Below are 15110 nucleotides of genomic sequence, written 5' to 3' on the forward strand. Positions count from 1 at the left end.
CCTACCAGCGGTTGCGGGAAGAATTGCGGCCGATGGTTGCAGATGCCGCAGGATCTCCCGCTATGGTGGAGGGCATGACGGCAACCATCGAGCCTACGACCCGAGACGGACAGCCCTACGCCTACCAGCGCGTAGAGCTGGTCGAACCCGACTGGACCCGGTTCCCAGGCTGGGCCGACATCACCGAGGAGCAGTGGCGCGACGTGCAGTGGCAGCGCGTCAACTGCATCAAGAACATCCGCCAGCTCCGCGCGCTGATGGGCGATCTTCTCGACGAGCGGTTCTACGCCGACCTCGAGCGTGACATGGCCGAGCGGGCGACGATGTCGATGCTGGTGCCGCCGCAGATGGTCAATACGATGGTGCCGTCTGGCGCGTCGGCCGGCGAAGAGTTCACCGCGGCGTTCTACGCGGACCCGATCCGGCACTACATGATCCCGGTCTTCTCCGACCGCCGCACCGACTGGCCGTCACACCCGCAGGCGAGCCGTGACTCGCTGCACGAGCACGACATGTGGGTCGCCGAGGGTCTGACCCACCGCTACCCGACCAAGGTGCTCGCCGAGTTGCTCTCCACCTGCCCGCAGTACTGCGGTCACTGCACCCGGATGGACCTGGTCGGCAACTCGACCCCGGTCATCGACAAGCTCAAGCTCACCGGCAAGCCGGTCGACCGCCACGAGGCGATGCTGGAATACCTCCGTAACACCCCGCAGGTGCGCGACGTGGTCGTCTCCGGCGGCGACGTCGCCAACCTGCCCTGGCCGCGGCTGGAGGACTTCCTCACCAAGCTGATGGCGATCGACAACATCCGCGACATCCGACTGGCCACCAAGGGCCTGATCGGTCTCCCCCAGCACTGGCTCCAGGAGCCGCTCCTGGAGGGGATGAACCGGGTGACCACCATCGCCCGGGAGCGCGGCGTCTCGCTGGCGATCCACACCCACGCCAACCACGCCAACTCGGTGACTCCGCTGGTCGCCGAAGCGTCCAAGGCGCTGCTGGCGGCCGGGGTTCGCGACGTACGCAACCAGGGAGTGCTGCTGGCCGGCGTCAACGCCGACAGCCACAGCCTGCTCGACCTGAGCTTCCGTCTGCTCGACGGCGCGCAGATCATGCCCTATTACTTCTACATGTGCGACATGATCCCCTTCAGCGAGCACTGGCGGGTCTCGGTCGCCGAGGCGCAGCGGCTGCAGCACGACATCATGGGCTACCTGCCCGGGTTCGCCACCCCGCGCATCGTGTGCGACGTACCTTTCGTCGGCAAGCGGTGGGTCCACCAGATCGCCGACTACGACACCGAGCGCGGCATCTCCTACTGGACCAAGAACTACCGCACCTCGATCGAGGCCTCGGACCCCGAGGCGCTGACCAGGACGTACGAGTACTACGACCCGATCCACACCCTGCCCGAGTCGGGCCAGGAGTGGTGGCGTACGCACGCAGAGTGACCCGAGCGTGACTGGGACCCGGCGCTGGGCGCCGGGTCTCAGTGCGTCATGGTGGGGCGGTTCTCGTAGTAGGTGTACATCGCGATCGTGGTGCGCGTGGACACGTTGGCCACCGATCGGATCCGGCCGAGCAGCTCCTCGAGCGCCTCGGGCGTGGCGACGCGCACCTTGAGCATGTAGGACTCGACGCCTGCGATGGACCAGCAGGCCTCGACCTCGTGGAGGTCGGCGACGCGCTCGGGGCAGTCGTCGGGCTGTGAGGGGTCCATCGGCTGCACCGCGACGAACGCGGTCAGCGGCACCCCGATCGCGGCGTAGTTGACGGTGGCGCCGTAGCCGGTGATGAGACCACGCTGCTCGAGCCGCTTGACGCGCTGGTGCACCGCCGAGGTCGACAGGCCGGTCGCCTTGCCCAGGTCCGTGTAGGACATCCGGCCGTCCTCCGCAAGAAGCTGGAGGATTTTACGGTCGGTGGCCTCGATCTCAGGTGCAGTCACGGCGACAGCGTACCCATAACAGCAATATCTCCGCCGCAACGTCCAAAAAAGTAGTTGATGTCGAAAGATTTCCGGCTTCAGCAGGGCCAGCCGGCGAGCGTCTTCAGCTCGCCGCGACCGTCCGCAGAAGGCTGGACGACCGACAGCAACCGCCCGTCGACGGCCTCGTCGCGGACGGCGTTCATGACCTCGCCGGTGGCCAGGTGCGGGTCGGCGGAGACGACGACCCGGCCGTGCGAGCTGACCAGCGTGGCACCGACCTCGCGCAGGCCGGGCAGCAGCATCCGCTCCAGCGTCTCGACCGAGGTGTCGGCGCCGGCGACACCGACCATCCGCCCGCCTGCGTGGACCGGCAGCGTCGCGGTCATGACGTACTCGTCGGTGCAGACGAAGTCGACATAGGGCCCGGCGAGGTGCAGCGCTCCGGTGCGCGCCGGGATCCGGAACCACGGCTGGCGGGTGTAGTCGAGGACCTCGCCCGTCGCCGGCACCACTGCGTCCCCGAGGAAGTCGCGGCCGGCACCCTGCCACCAGGCCAGGTAGAGCCGCCGGTCGACGAGCGCGTCCGGCGCGACGACGAACCCGCCACCCAGCAGGATCGGGTCCTCGAGGAACGCCAGCGTCCCCGTCTCGACCTGCGCGATCAGCTCGTCCGAGGTGACCGGTCCCGCCGCGAAGAGCGCGCCGACCTCGGCGCGCACCCGCTCGAGCTCGATGAGGATGGAACCGAAATGCTGTTCGATCCGGACGGCACAGTCGGCCGACACATCGGTGTTCACGGTCGTACCACCTCATGGATCTCGGTCAGACGTTCAACGGCGTGGGTCACGTGGTCGCGTACGCTCCCCCGCGCCGCGGCGACATCGCCCGTCTCCAGCGCGGCGACGAGCGCCCGGTGCCGCGCGGCGGATGCCTGACGGAAGTCCGACTCGCTCAGCGGCACTCGCAGCAACGTACCGAAGTCGGCCTCCTGTCGCACCACCTCCCGGGTGAGCCGCGCCGACTGGGTCAGCGCCGCCACGGAGAGATAGAGCTCGCTCTCCGCGTCGCGCCACCGGCCGACGTCGTCCTCGTCCATCGGGATCAGCAGGTCCTGGAGGTCCTCGACCTCGTCAGGGGCCGCTCGTTCGGCCGCGAGCTCCGCACAGCCGGTCAGCACGACCTGATAGAGACTCGCCCGGTCGCGCAGCTCCACCCGCGACATCGTGGCGAGCCGCCCCTTCACGACGTCGCCGGGATCGGGAGCGCGCACGAACGAGCCGCCGCCGCGGCCTCGGGTCGTCACGACCAGGCCCTGTGCCCGCAGTGACACCAGCGCCTCCCGGGCGGTCACCGTCGCCACGCCCAGCATCTGGGCGAGCTCCTGCTCGCTCGGGAGCCGGTCGCCGTCGGCGAGCACGCCGGAGCGGATCGCCTCCGCCAGTCGGTTCTCGACACGTACGGCTCTGCCTTCGTCGCCGATCGGCGCGAAGATCGCCGACCGAGCGCGCGAGGTCATCGCACGAGCGTTGGCCACGATCGGGCTCCTCCTTCGAGTGGGTTTACAAAGAACTTACGCAGATACCCTTTAAAATCTAAGATCTGGTTCCATATGATTCAGCAATGGGACCGACCGAATCTCCGCAGATCCAGCTCGAAGCTGTGACCAAGGCGTACGGCGACGTGATGGCTGTCGACGCCCTCGACCTGACCATCGGCGATGGTGAGTTCTTCTCGATGCTCGGGCCTTCCGGCTCCGGGAAGACGACGGTGCTGCGCCTGATCGCAGGCTTCGAGCACGCCGACTCCGGCACGATCCGCCTCGGCAGCGAGGACGTCACCGCCCTGGCGCCCTTCGACCGCGACGTCACCACCGTCTTCCAGGACTACGCGCTCTTCCCGCACTTCAATGTGCTCGAGAACGTGGCGTACGGCCTGCGCGTGCGTGGCGTACCGAAGGCCGAGCGCAGCGCCCGGGCACGCGAGGCGCTGGAGATGGTCCGCCTCGGCCACGTCGCGAACCGGAGGCCGACCGAGCTCTCCGGCGGGCAGCGGCAGCGGGTGGCGTTGGCTCGCGCCATCGTCGTACGTCCCCGGGTGCTCCTCCTCGACGAGCCGCTCGGTGCGCTCGACCTCAAGCTCCGCGAGCAGATGCAGGTCGAGCTCAAGCAGATCCAGCGCGAGCTGGGGATCACCTTCGTCTTCGTCACCCACGACCAGGAGGAGGCACTCACCCTCAGCGACCGGATCGCGGTCTTCGACAGCGGCCAGATCGTGCAGCTGGGCACGCCGAAGGAGATCTACGAGCGGCCCACCTCGCAGTACGTCGCCGACTTCGTCGGCACCTCCAACGTCTTCGACGAGCAGGCGTCGAAGCGCATGCTGAAGATGGACGGCGCCTTCGCGCTGCGGCCCGAGAAGATCCTGCTGTCCCCGGAGACCGCGAGCGCCCCGCTCGGCGCGATGACCGCAGCCGGCGTGATCACCGAGTCCATCTACATCGGCACCGGGCACCGGGTCCACATCGAGCTCGAGGACGGCACCAGGCTGGTCGCCCTCGAGCAGAGCCGTGGCTCGCTGCACCCGGATGCCTCCGAACCAGAGTCTCGGGGCGACCGCGTGGTCGCCTCCTGGTCGCCGGGCGACCTGGTCCCCCTGGGCACCGATTCGTCCCGTGCCGTGCAACACCGATGAGCCAGAGAACACCAGAGAGGTTGACCATGCGAAACATCCGAACCAGACACACCATCGGGGGCGCCCTCGCGGCCCTGTCCCTGATCACGCTGAGCGCCTGTGGAGGCGACGACGGCGACTCCTCGACCGGAGCGGTCGAGAAGCTCGGCGAGAACGAGGGCGAGGTCTCGATCCTGGCCTGGCCCGGCTACGTCGAGGACGGCTCGACCGACCCCGAGGTCGACTGGGTCTCCGGCTTCGAGGAGGAGACCGGCTGTCAGGTCACCGCGAAGGTCTACGGCACCTCGGACGAGGCCTTCAACCTGGCCAAGTCGGGTGAGTACGACGTCGTGGCCGCCTCCGGCGACCTGACCCTGCGCATGATCGCGGCGGGCGAGGCGGCTGAGGTGAACACCGACCTGATCCCCAACTACGAGGGCATCTACGACTTCCTCAAGGACCGCGAGTGGAACACCGTGGACGACAAGAACTACGGCATCCCGCACGGCTACGGCGCGAACCTGCTGATGTACAACACCAAGGACGTCACCCCGGCCCCGACCTCCTGGAAGGCGGTCTTCGAGGACGCGCCGAAGCACAAGGGCCAGGTCACCGCGTACGACTCGCCGATCTACATCGCCGACGCCGCGGTCTACCTGATGGCGCACCAGCCCGACCTGGGCATCGAGAACCCCTACTCGCTCGACGAGAAGCAGCTCGCCGCGGCCGTCGACCTGCTCAAGTCGCAGCGGGCCTCCGTCGGTGAGTACTGGTCGGACTACACCAAGACGCAGGCGTCCTTCGAGACCGGCGACACCGTGGTCGGCACCACCTGGCAGGTGATCGCCAACCTGATCGACCCGAAGAAGGCCTCGGTCGAGGCGATCCTCCCCTCCGAGGGCGCGACCGGGTGGAACGACACCTGGATGATCTCCTCGAACGCGAAGTCTCCCAACTGCGCCTACGCCTGGCTCAACCACATCTCCGACCCGGAGATCAACGCCCAGGCGACGGAGTACTTCGGCGAGGCGCCCAACTCGGACAAGGCCTGCGAGTTCGCCTCCGAGGGCCACTGCGAGACCTTCCACGCCGGCGATGAGGAGTACGCCGAGAAGATCTGGTTCTGGAACACGCCGATCGAGAAGTGCCTGGACGGCCGGACCGACGTGAAGTGCACCGACTACCAGGACTGGACCAAGGCCTGGGCAGAGATCAAGGGGTGACCTTGAGCTCTGTCAGCAGCACGCTCAGCAGGAGGCCGGGGTTCCGCCTCGGCCTCCTGCTGGCCGCACCCCTCACCTGGCTGGTGCTCGTCTACGTCGTCGCCCTCGCCGCGCTGCTGGTGACGGCCTTCTGGACGATCGACTCCTTCACCAACGAGCTCGAGCGCACCTTCACCCTCGACAACATCCGTGAGATCACCGGTCAGGCGCTCTACCGGACCGTCACGCTGCGCACCATCGGTGTGGCGCTCCTGGTGACGCTCATCGACTGCGTGATCGCGCTGCCGGTCGGCTTCTACATGGCCAAGGTCGCCTCGCGGCGCTCACGTCACCTGCTGGTCATCGCGTTCCTGACGCCGCTGTGGGCGTCCTACCTCGTCAAGGCGCTCGCCTGGCGCTCGCTGCTGTCCAACGGCGGGCTGCTGGACTGGGCCGGCGGCCTGGTCGGTCTCGGCACCCCGGGATTCGGCCTCACCGCGATCGTGCTCACCCAGGCGTACATCTGGCTTCCGTACGTCATTTTGCCCGTCTACGCGGCCTATGAACGTGTCCCGGACTCGCTGCTCGACGCCGCCGGCGATCTCGGCGCCCGGCCCGCGCTGACGTTCCGCACGGTCGTGCTGCCGCTGGTCGTCCCGGGACTGGTTGCGGGCTCGATCTTCTCGTTCTCGCTCACCATGGGCGACTACATCACGGTCAACATCGTCGGCGGCGCCAACCAGATGCTCGGCAACCTCGTCTTCATCAACTCGGGGTCCAACCTGCCGCTGGCCGCTGCGATCGCGCTGATCCCGATCGTCGTGATCATGATCTACCTGGCGTTGGTACGCCGCACCGGAGCTCTGGAGAACCTATGACCATCTCGAGATCGACCCGGCGCCTGCTCGCCGTGATCACCGGCCTGGTGCTCGCCATGCTGTACGCACCGCTCGCCCTGGTCGTGGTGAACTCGTTCAACACCTCCCAGGCGCTGACCTGGCCTCCCAGCGGCTTCACCACCCAGTGGTGGCAGCGGGCGGCGGTCAACCCGGGAGCCCACGACGCGATCCTCACCTCGCTGACGGTGGCCGCCTGCGCGACCGTGATGGCGCTCCTCCTCGGCACCCTGCTCGGCCTGGCGATGCAGCGCTACTCCTTCTTCGGGAAGGACACCGTCAACCTGCTGGTGGTGCTCCCGATCGCCCTGCCCGGCATCGTCACCGGTATCGCGCTGTCCAACGCGTTCTCCTCGATCCTCGGCGTACGCCTGGGGTTCTTCACGCTCGTGGTGGCCCACGCGACCTTCTGCATCGTGACCGTCTTCAACAACGTGCAGGCGCGGTTGCGGCGGATGGGCGGCAACCTCGAGGAGGCCTCCGCCGACCTGGGGGCGGGGATGTGGACCACGTTCCGGCTGGTCACGCTCCCCCAGCTGCGTTCGGCGCTGCTGGCCGGCGGGCTGCTGGCGTTCGCGCTCAGCTTCGACGAGATCATCGTGACGACCTTCGCCGCAGGCCCCGGCGTCACCACGCTTCCGGTCTGGATCCTGACCAACCTGTTCCGCCCCGGTCAGGCGCCGATCGTCAACGTGGTGGCGGTCGTCATGATCGTCGTCTCGGTCGCGCCGATCTGGCTCGCCCAGCGACTCTCGTCCGACCCGGCCGACACGACGCGGGCGATTCACTAGGCTTCACTCGTGGCTGAACCTCGAATGCTCCTGCTGGACACCGCGTCGCTCTACTTCCGCGCCTACTTCGGCGTGCCCGACATCCGAGCCGAGGACGGCACTCCGGTCAACGCCGTCCGTGGCCTGCTGGAGTTCATCTCCCGGCTGGTCAACGACTACTCCCCCACCGACCTGGTGTGCTGCTGGGACAACGACTGGCGACCACAGTGGCGGGTCGACCTGATCCCTTCCTACAAGTCGCACCGGGTGGTGGAGGAGCTCGAGACGGCGCCCGACGTCGAGGAGGTCCCCGACCCCCTGCAGGTACAGGTGCCGATCATCCGCGAGGTGCTCGCCGCTGCCGGGATCTGCGTCATCGGCGCCGACGGCTACGAGGCCGACGACGTGATCGGCACCCTCGCGACGGGTGCGGGGATGCCGGTCGACGTCGTCACCGGCGACCGCGACCTCTTCCAGCTCGTCGACGACGCTGCCGGCGTACGCATCCTCTACCCGACCCGGGGCGTGAGCGACCCGGATCTGGTCGACGAGAAATGGGTGCTCGCCAAGTACGGCATCAGCGCGGCGCAGTACGCAGACTTCGCCACCATGCGTGGCGACACCTCCGACGGGCTGCCGGGCGTGAAGGGCGTCGGCGAGAAGACCGCCGCCAAGCTGCTCGAGCAGTACGGGGACCTCGAGGGGATCATCGCCGCCGTCGCCGACCCGACCACCCCGATCACCAAGGCGCAGCGGCAGAAGTTCATCGACGCCGTCGACTATCTGGCGGTCGCGCCGAAGGTCGTGGCGGTCGCTCGGGACATCCCGCTGGACCGCACTGGTACCGCTCTACCGAGCGCTCCAGCCGACCCGGCACGCCTGCACGAGCTGGCCGCGACGTACAACCTGGCCTCCCCCGTCGCCCGTCTGGAAGCCGCTCTCGCGCAGGTGTGACACAGGTCTCCACAACTCGATTCAGAAAGTTCGTAGAAACGGCATCATCAGCCGCGTACGTCTCCGTCTCCTTGGCAAGACCACCAAGAAGGAGCGGACGAATGAGCGACATCAAGCACCCGGCAGTGCAGCAGGACATCAAGATCTCGTGCCTCGACCCCTGGGGCCGCACCGTGGAGGTGCCGACGACCCTCGGCTACCGCGAGAACGACCCGTACGCAGTGAGCCTGACCTTCCACTCCGGCGCCGGTGACGTCGAGTGGGTCGTGTCCCGCACGCTGATGCTGCAGGGCCTGGCCGCCCCCGCAGGTGAGGGCGACGTGAAGATCTACCCCAGCATCGACGAGGACGCGAAGGCCGTCGCCGTCTTCGACTTCAGCTCCCCCGACGGCCGCCTGATCGCGACCGCCGACTCGCGCGAGGTGCAGATGTTCCTCGGCAAGTCCTTCTCGGCCGTCCCTGTCGGCTCCGAGAGCCAGCACCTGGATCTCGACGCGCTGATCGCAGACCTGCTGGGCAGCTCCTTCGACGCTGAGTAGGCACTCCGCCCGCCTGCTCATTCGTTCACGAACCCTCCCGTCCCGGATTCCCCCGGGGCTGGAGGGTTCGTTCATTTCGCTGGCCGGAAGCAATCGCTCGCCGTTGCCACGTCAACTGTGGTAGTGATGTGCGTCACCCGCACCACCACCTCGGAGGTCACAGTGCTGCCAGCTTTCCTTTCTCGCGAGCGAACGGTGGCCGGTCCCGGCTTCAGTCGCTGGCTCATCCCGCCCGCCGCCCTCGCCGTCCATCTCTGCATCGGCCAGGTGTACGCCACCAGCGTCTACAAGACCGCCCTGGTCGAGCACTTCGACACGAGCCAGACCGCGATCGGGGTGATCTTCTCGATCGCGATCGTGATGCTCGGCCTCTCGGCCGCGGTGATGGGCACCTGGGTCGACCGCAACGGCCCGCGTGCGGCCATGACCGCGGCCGCGATCTTCTGGTCCTCCGGCTTCTTCGTCGGCGCCCTCGGCATCGGCACCGGCCAGCTGTGGCTGGTCTACCTGGGCTACGGCGTGATCGGCGGTATCGGACTCGGGATCGGCTACATCTCGCCCGTATCCACGCTGATCAAGTGGTTCCCGGACCGGCCGGGCCTGGCCACGGGCATGGCGATCATGGGCTTCGGCGGCGGCGCGATGATCGCCAGCCCGCTGAGCGGCCGGCTCCTGGCGCTCTACGACCCGTCCTACACCGGTGATGCCAGCACCGTCCCCGACGGCCACGCGGTGATGATGCTCTTCCTGACTCTCGGCGTGCTCTATCTGGTCTTCATGTCCTTCGGCGCAGCCACGGTCCGCGTCCCACCCGAGGGCTGGACGCCGGCGGGCTGGGACCCGGCCAGCGTCAAGGAGAAGAAGCTCGTCACCACGGCGAGCGTCTCGGCCAACAACGCGATCAGGACGCGGTCGTTCTGGCTGGTGTGGATCGTGCTCTTCTGCAACGTCACCGCCGGCATCGGCATCCTCGAGCAGGCGGCTCCGATGATCCAGGACTTCTTCCGCACCGACGGAGTCTCCTCTGTCAGCGCGGTCGCGGCCGGCGGCTTCGTCGGGCTGCTCTCGATCGCCAACATGAGCGGCCGGTTCATCTGGTCCTCGACCTCCGACGTCATCGGTCGCAAGCCGATCTACATGATGTATCTCGGGGTCGGACTGGTGCTCTATCTCCTGCTGGCGACCATCGGCGACACCTCGATGGCGCTGTTCGTGCTGCTCGCCGTCGTGATCCTGTCCTTCTACGGCGGCGGCTTCGCCACTGTCCCTGCCTACCTGCGCGACCTCTTCGGCACCTTCCAGGTCGGCGCCATCCACGGCCGACTACTCACCGCCTGGTCGGCCGCCGGCATCGCCGGACCGCTCATCATCAACGCCTTCCTCGACGCGCAGGGTGAGCCCGGCACGCTCACCGCCGCCGCCTACCGGCCGGCTCTGCTGACCATGGTCGGCGTCCTTGCGGTCGGCTTCATCGCCAACCTGCTGGTGCACCAGGTTCCGGACCGGTTCCACGAGCCGAAGTCCGCCGACTCCACCGAGACCGAGAGGAGCGCAGCATGAACCCCAAGATCGTCGCTGCCTGGGCGCTGGTCGGGATCCCGCTGGCGTACGGCGTCATCGAGACGCTGCGCCGTGCGGCGCAGCTGTTCACGGGCTGAGCCCGGCGTCAGTCAGGTCAGAGGCCGAGCAGGCTCGGCTCGTTCGTACGCCACGCCTCCTGCGCCGCCTGGGTGACCGGGCCGTGCGGGAGGGTGCGCGTGCCCCACTCGGTCACGGCCTGGACGTCGCGCAGGCTGGAGGTGAGGAAGACCTCGGTGGCGTACTCCTCGACCTCGGCCAGGGGCTCGTCGGTCTCCTCGGCACCGAACCACTCCAGCACCAGGGCGCGGGTGATCCCGGCGAGCGGACCGCTGGAGAGCGTAGGAGTCTTGAGCGCGCCATCGAGCACGTAGAAGATGTTGCTCCCGGTGCCCTCGCACAGGTCGCCCACGGTGTTGGCGAAGATCGCCTCGCTGGCCCCGTGCTTGCGCGCCTCGGCGAGGGCGATGACGTTCTCGGCGTACGACGTCGTCTTCAGGCCGGTCGTCGCGCCGTGCTCGTTGCGGCGCCACGGCACGCTGACGACCTTGGTCTCGGCCGGGTTGGGCTCCGCGTCCTCGAGGCCGATGATGATCGTGGGCGCCACCTCCGCGCGCCCGGACCCGAACGGCGCCGGCCCGCCCGTGACGGTGATCCGCAGCCGTCCGTACACCGTCGGGGTCGCCCCGAGCACGGCCTCCACCCCTTTGGCGACTAGTCCGCGGTCGAGGGTGGGCAGGCCGAGGCCGCTCGCGGAGCGCTCGAGGCGGTCGAGGTGAAGGGCGAGCGCGAACGGCTGGTCCTTGATCACCTTGAGCGTCTCGAAGACGCCGTCGCCGACCACCAGACCGTGGTCTCTGATGGAGACCGCCGGGGCTGCCGGGTTGTCGAGAAGCTGGCCATCGATCCACGCGCGCATGCGGCAACTCTAAAACGTCCCTGGTCAGAGCGGGGAAAGCGCGCCGGAGTGATCCTCGAGATGACAGGTGAATGACACGCAGGTGACCCCGGATTTGGCCTCCGGCAGCGGCTCCGATAATGTTCTTCTCGTCGCCAAGGGCACGGGAAACCGGGCCTGAAGCAGCAAGCGGACGTAGCTCAGTTGGTAGAGCGCAACCTTGCCAAGGTTGAGGTCGCGAGTTCGAGCCTCGTCGTCCGCTCGGAGTAGGTCTCCACCGGAGGCATTGCCTCCAGCGGTGGGTTGGCCGAGAGGCGAGGCAACGGACTGCAAATCCGTGTACACGGGTTCAAATCCCGTACCCACCTCGAAGCACCACCCTGATATAAACTGAAGCAGTACCAAGTTGAATACAGCACGGACGATTGGCGCAGCGGTAGCGCGCTTCCTTGACACGGAAGAGGTCACTGGTTCAAACCCAGTATCGTCCACCACCGAAAGCTCCGTCTGATCAGGCCAAAACGCCCGGCAGGCGGGGTTCTTCTATACGCTCCTCCTCCGCCATATGGGCCGCTGAGGGACGCGTGATGCGAGCGCGGTCGTCGGTCTCGCGGACCTCGTGCACTGAACTGGGATCTAATCGGCGGCATGGTCACTTTGCCGTCTGCTCGCGAGTCGCTTCTGGTCCGTGTCGAGTTCTCCGACGACGATGCCTGGCAGCAGGCAATGGCCGCAGCCACCGCAACCTACGACGACGGATTCTGCGCCTACCTGCACCCCGTCGACGACCCATCGAACCAGGGCGCTTCCTGGGAAGAACTTGTGCAGGCTGCCCCGGAGTCATCACACGGACCCGCTGTGATGTTCGTCGTCGACCACGAGGCATTGGGCCCCGAGCATCCGGTCTTGGTGGTCGACCTGACCAAGGATCGCCCACCGTTCCGCTGCGTCGCCGCTGAGCTGTGGGGCATAGACAACAACCTCAACATCTCGAACATGGACTGGGAGGAGTTCGCGCTAGCGACAGACACCCATGGTGTCTTCCGTGGGTTCAAGTAGCGGACTCGTCACCTGTGGGGCGTAGGTCCATGTGAGAACTTTCTCCGCCGACCCAGGGCGCGCTCTGCGCGCTGGCCCGCCGCTGCGGATCATGGGTCGGCCGCGGCACCTGTCCCGCGGCCTACTTCTTATCGGGGCAACGCTTTCACCGGGACTGGAACAGATCCGGTCGCCAACCCTCGATCACAGAATCGAGGTCGCCTCGCCGGATATCGGCCAGTGCTGCGGCGTAGCCAACCTCGATCGCTCGCGTGAACGCTTCGATCAACTCGGTCGGCGCATGGAGGTAGCCACTCCCGGAGGCCAGATTTGCGGCAGCTTCCGATGCCGTACGGACGTCTTCGTCATGCACGGTCGCCGCGTAGAGGTCGTGGACCGCCTGTACGAAGTTGTCGAGGTGTTCCCGCTGGGTCGCATCCATGAGGACCATAATGGCCCTACCGTCGACCTGCGGCCTGCCGGGCGGCTTCGACGATTGCGCCCCACGGCAGCTTCTGGTCCGGAGGTATCTGGCGGGGCGGGTGGAGGGGCCAGACGTCGGGGCCCTCGATGAGGTCAACGCCGGCTGCACGTAGGGCTGCCACGTGGGAGGGCCAGGCGGGGTGCTCGGCGTGGGCGGCGTTGATGAGCGGGAAGAGTACGACTGGGACGGTCGTGAGGCTCTCGGTGACGACGGTGAGTGCCTGGTTGTCGGCCAGACCCAGGGCGATCTTGGCGGTGCTGTTGAAGGTCGCGGGGGCGACGACGATGGCGTCGAGCTGCGCGGGATGAGTGCGCGGCTCCCACGGGAGGCGGCTCGGGCCCCGCACAGGGAAACCGGTGAAGGTCTCGATCCGGTCTGCCTCGCCGTTCGCGCTGAGCCAGGTGAACGCTGTCGGCGTCAGGGTCACCGGGACCTGGTGACCCGCATCCACCAACGGAGTGACCAGTTCGTCGCAGAGTTGCTCCACGCCGCCTGCAGCGCAGGCGATGACTCCGACGATGGCCACCCCGAGAGCGTACGTGACGTGGACTGTGACAGAGGGTCCGACCTTGTGATCACTTCACAAGGTCGGACCCTCTGTCACAGCGACGTCACGCCGTTACGGCCTCCATCCGTCCTCCACCCAACCTTGCCGAACCTGGGTGCTGCCACTGCACTTGCCGTCGTCCGAGCTGGGCCAGATCTGCACGACATCGACATCGCCGGCCCAGGTGCCTCCGCGCGTCGGATGCGCATAGAACCCCAGATTCACGTAGGTGTCAGCAGGAATGCAGAGGTAGCGATCCGGGCTCACGCCGGTGTCCAGAAGCCAGACAGAGTCGTCGTTCTTGGTGTTGATGACGGAGTCCGCCACGTTCCGATCGCCCTCGGGAAGGATCAGGTACCCCGGGGTCCAGTCCTGCCAGATCTTCGTGCCGCCGTTGTAGGAGCCGTCCTTGAGACAGACGTTGGGATAGCTGCAGCCGTAGTGCGACGCCGCTTGGGCCGGTGTCGCGACAAAGACGCCGACGACCGCCGCGAGGGCTGCCAGGACAAGACCGCTGATGACCGTTCTGAAGCGTTCGAGCATGTGCACTCCTTCTCCACGTGATGGGGTTAGAGAAGGTAGTGAGGTCGTTCGCACGCTGCCGCCCGTACAGGCCCGTACCGTTTCCGTACGCAACGATTCGTAGGGTGGCAACAGCACCGACTGCGACCCGACGACGGTGCCCGCGAATGGCCCGGCTCAGGTGTCAGTCGATCAGGCCGGCTTCACGCGCCATCCGGACGGCGTGGACGCGGTTGTTGGCGTTGAGCTTGCGGGTGGCGCTCTTGAGGTAGGACTTCACGGTGCTCTCGACGATCCCGAGAGCCTCGGCGGCCTGCCGGTTGCTGCTGCCGAGCGCGACCTGACGGAGGACGTCGAGCTCGCGGGCGGCCAGACGTACGGCCGGAGCGAGCTGAGCCGGCTGCTTCTCCCCCGGCGCGGCGGTGAGCCGGAGGACCATGGCCTCGAGGCGGCTGCGGACCTCGGGGTCGAGCACCTGGCCGGCCAGGTCGGTGAGCTCGGCCGCCATCTCCCGGCGTTCGGCGAGGTCGCGCTTGGCTGCCGCCTCGTCCGGGCTCGGAGCCCGGCTCGGTGCGGGCGCCAGCCGGGAAAGCCGGTTGCGGACCTCGTCGTCGATCAGGATCTCGCGCTCGAGAGTGCGGATCAGCGGACGCAGCGAGTCGAACCAGACGCCACCGAGACCCAGCCGTGAGCGGGAGGCTAGGTAGATGAGCATCCGCGGGGCCCGGTCGACCAGGATCGGCAGGGCGGCGACGGTCTGGATCTGCTCCTGAGCGACGGCGGTGTCGTAGAGGTGGGTGATCCCGCGAGCGGTGTAGTAGTGGTCGACGGACCCGGGTTGCCGGGTCTGCAGGGTCTTGCCGCCCAAGCCCTCCCCGTTGACCACCCGCAGCCCGCGCAGTGAGGCGCCCTTCGCGCCACAGGTCGCGGTGATGTCGATGGCCGTGCCGTCACCGCGCACCGGGCCGCCGAAGGCGAGATCCAGCCCCGACGCGGTCCGGAAGGAGGCCAGCGTCTGGGCGATCCGGGACCCGTCGTACGGCGCCTCTGGGGCGATGGCTGCGGTGCTCATGGCGTTG

General features: G+C 67.6%; 17 protein-coding genes and 3 tRNA genes. 12 read left to right on the forward strand and 8 right to left on the reverse strand.

All coding sequences use genetic code 11. From position 1 onward, the window contains the following. Positions 1-74 precede the first annotated feature (74 nt). The gene (locus ACIO3S_RS11015; RefSeq protein WP_400462934.1) at positions 75-1454 is read left to right on the forward strand and encodes a KamA family radical SAM protein; all 1380 of its coding nucleotides are present in this window, start codon (positions 75-77) and stop codon (positions 1452-1454) included. A 38-nt stretch (positions 1455-1492) separates the two neighbouring features. Here ACIO3S_RS11015 and ACIO3S_RS11020 read toward each other — a convergent pair whose 3' ends face one another. The 3 genes from ACIO3S_RS11020 to ACIO3S_RS11030 form a co-directional block, all read right to left on the reverse strand. Beyond that, complete coding sequence (locus ACIO3S_RS11020; RefSeq protein ID WP_160028865.1) at positions 1493-1936, reverse strand: Lrp/AsnC family transcriptional regulator; 444 nt, start codon at positions 1934-1936, stop codon at positions 1493-1495. A gap of 92 nt (positions 1937-2028) precedes the next feature. Then, the gene (locus tag ACIO3S_RS11025) at positions 2029-2730 is read right to left on the reverse strand and encodes a cache domain-containing protein (RefSeq protein WP_400462937.1); all 702 of its coding nucleotides are present in this window, start codon (positions 2728-2730) and stop codon (positions 2029-2031) included. Then, positions 2727-3467: a FadR/GntR family transcriptional regulator gene (locus tag ACIO3S_RS11030; RefSeq protein WP_400462940.1), complete on the reverse strand. Its 741-nt coding sequence runs from the start codon at positions 3465-3467 to the stop codon at positions 2727-2729. Before ACIO3S_RS11030 ends, ACIO3S_RS11025 begins: the two co-directional genes overlap by 4 nt. Before the next feature lie 86 nt (positions 3468-3553). Here ACIO3S_RS11030 and ACIO3S_RS11035 point away from each other — a divergent pair, with 86 nt between their 5' ends. From ACIO3S_RS11035 to ACIO3S_RS11065, 7 genes are all read left to right on the forward strand, one after another. Then, entirely contained in the window at positions 3554-4624 is a 1071-nt protein-coding gene (locus tag ACIO3S_RS11035) for an ABC transporter ATP-binding protein (RefSeq protein WP_400462943.1), read from the forward strand. A gap of 26 nt (positions 4625-4650) precedes the next feature. Further along, positions 4651-5826, forward strand: coding sequence for an extracellular solute-binding protein (locus ACIO3S_RS11040; RefSeq protein WP_160023479.1), 1176 nt, complete (start codon positions 4651-4653; stop codon positions 5824-5826). After that, positions 5823-6683 (forward strand): ABC transporter permease, encoded by an 861-nt coding sequence (locus tag ACIO3S_RS11045; protein ID WP_400462947.1) that lies wholly within the window; start codon positions 5823-5825, stop codon positions 6681-6683. Before ACIO3S_RS11040 ends, ACIO3S_RS11045 begins: the two co-directional genes overlap by 4 nt. After that, complete coding sequence (locus ACIO3S_RS11050; RefSeq protein ID WP_400462950.1) at positions 6680-7492, forward strand: ABC transporter permease; 813 nt, start codon at positions 6680-6682, stop codon at positions 7490-7492. The genes ACIO3S_RS11045 and ACIO3S_RS11050 overlap by 4 nt, the downstream gene beginning before the upstream one ends. Positions 7493-7516: 24 nt before the next feature. Beyond that, positions 7517-8425 (forward strand): 5'-3' exonuclease H3TH domain-containing protein, encoded by a 909-nt coding sequence (locus ACIO3S_RS11055; RefSeq protein ID WP_400464613.1) that lies wholly within the window; start codon positions 7517-7519, stop codon positions 8423-8425. A gap of 101 nt (positions 8426-8526) precedes the next feature. Continuing rightward, a complete protein-coding gene (locus tag ACIO3S_RS11060) occupies positions 8527-8964 on the forward strand; it encodes an SsgA family sporulation/cell division regulator (RefSeq protein ID WP_378831664.1) in 438 nt (145 codons plus the stop codon). Positions 8965-9126: 162 nt separating this feature from the next. After that, entirely contained in the window at positions 9127-10524 is a 1398-nt protein-coding gene (locus ACIO3S_RS11065) for an OFA family MFS transporter (protein ID WP_400462953.1), read from the forward strand. Positions 10525-10639: 115 nt separating this feature from the next. Here ACIO3S_RS11065 and ACIO3S_RS11070 read toward each other — a convergent pair whose 3' ends face one another. Then, the gene (locus ACIO3S_RS11070; protein ID WP_400462956.1) at positions 10640-11461 is read right to left on the reverse strand and encodes an aminotransferase class IV; all 822 of its coding nucleotides are present in this window, start codon (positions 11459-11461) and stop codon (positions 10640-10642) included. A gap of 168 nt (positions 11462-11629) precedes the next feature. On the opposite strand from ACIO3S_RS11070, the gene ACIO3S_RS11075 reads away from it, so the two are divergent. From ACIO3S_RS11075 to ACIO3S_RS11090, 4 genes are all read left to right on the forward strand, one after another. Then, positions 11630-11702, forward strand: a tRNA-Gly gene (locus tag ACIO3S_RS11075). 35 nt (positions 11703-11737) lie between these two features. After that, positions 11738-11808, forward strand: a tRNA-Cys gene (locus ACIO3S_RS11080). Between the two features lie 51 nt (positions 11809-11859). Next, positions 11860-11934 (forward strand) — tRNA-Val (locus tag ACIO3S_RS11085). Positions 11935-12088: 154 nt separating this feature from the next. After that, positions 12089-12499 (forward strand): DUF6924 domain-containing protein, encoded by a 411-nt coding sequence (locus ACIO3S_RS11090; protein ID WP_400462958.1) that lies wholly within the window; start codon positions 12089-12091, stop codon positions 12497-12499. A 145-nt stretch (positions 12500-12644) separates the two neighbouring features. Here ACIO3S_RS11090 and ACIO3S_RS11095 read toward each other — a convergent pair whose 3' ends face one another. The 4 genes from ACIO3S_RS11095 to ACIO3S_RS11110 form a co-directional block, all read right to left on the reverse strand. Further along, a complete protein-coding gene (locus ACIO3S_RS11095; RefSeq protein WP_400462961.1) occupies positions 12645-12920 on the reverse strand; it encodes a hypothetical protein in 276 nt (91 codons plus the stop codon). Between the two features lie 16 nt (positions 12921-12936). Beyond that, entirely contained in the window at positions 12937-13488 is a 552-nt protein-coding gene (locus ACIO3S_RS11100) for a flavoprotein (RefSeq protein WP_400462964.1), read from the reverse strand. Positions 13489-13581: 93 nt separating this feature from the next. Beyond that, a complete protein-coding gene (locus tag ACIO3S_RS11105; RefSeq protein ID WP_400462967.1) occupies positions 13582-14052 on the reverse strand; it encodes a hypothetical protein in 471 nt (156 codons plus the stop codon). Between the two features lie 163 nt (positions 14053-14215). Then, positions 14216-15103: a helix-turn-helix transcriptional regulator gene (locus ACIO3S_RS11110; protein ID WP_160023459.1), complete on the reverse strand. Its 888-nt coding sequence runs from the start codon at positions 15101-15103 to the stop codon at positions 14216-14218. Positions 15104-15110 lie beyond the last annotated feature (7 nt).

It is taken from the genome of Nocardioides sp. NPDC087217 (genome assembly GCF_044744805.1).
Taxonomy (GTDB): domain Bacteria; phylum Actinomycetota; class Actinomycetes; order Propionibacteriales; family Nocardioidaceae; genus Nocardioides.